1 protein-coding gene is annotated in these 484 nt (G+C 63.8%); it reads right to left on the reverse strand.

The features are described from left to right. A partial coding sequence (locus DXT96_RS27290; protein WP_246670669.1) for an AGE family epimerase/isomerase occupies positions 1-484 on the reverse strand: 484 nt, incomplete at both ends.

Genomic DNA, 484 nt, shown 5'->3' on the forward strand with positions numbered 1-484 from the left:
AGACCCGATGCGAGGTAACGCTGCCGTTCCTCGCCAGACGTGACGCTGGCAAGGCGCACCGCCGCCTTCAGCCATTCCGTCTGCGGCCACAGCCGCGCCAAGCCGTCATGCACTGAAAAATCGTCGTAAAGGCTCATGACCGCCACCTTGCGCCGCGGGCAGATGCCGTGCTCTTCGCCGATCTCGAACATGCGTTTGGCTTTTTCGATCGCCGCGCCGTTCTTGCGCAGGCTTCCCCAGCGCACCAGCAGCCACGCCCACTCGAACTGGTGGCCCGGCTCCATTATCCGGCCCTTGTCGCTCTTATGCGGCGTCCAGTCATGCTCGAAGAATTCTCGCAAGCCGCCATTACCGCCATCGATGAAGCGGGTGAGCGCCAGATCGGCGATCTCGTCGGCCAAAGCCGCCCACGGGCCTTCCGGGTCCTGCACCTCCCAGGCCAGCATCGCCTCGAACAGATGCATATGCGGATTGGAGCAGAGCG

Source organism: Agrobacterium sp. ICMP 6402 (assembly GCF_009498615.1).
Lineage (GTDB): Bacteria > Pseudomonadota > Alphaproteobacteria > Rhizobiales > Rhizobiaceae > Agrobacterium > Agrobacterium burrii.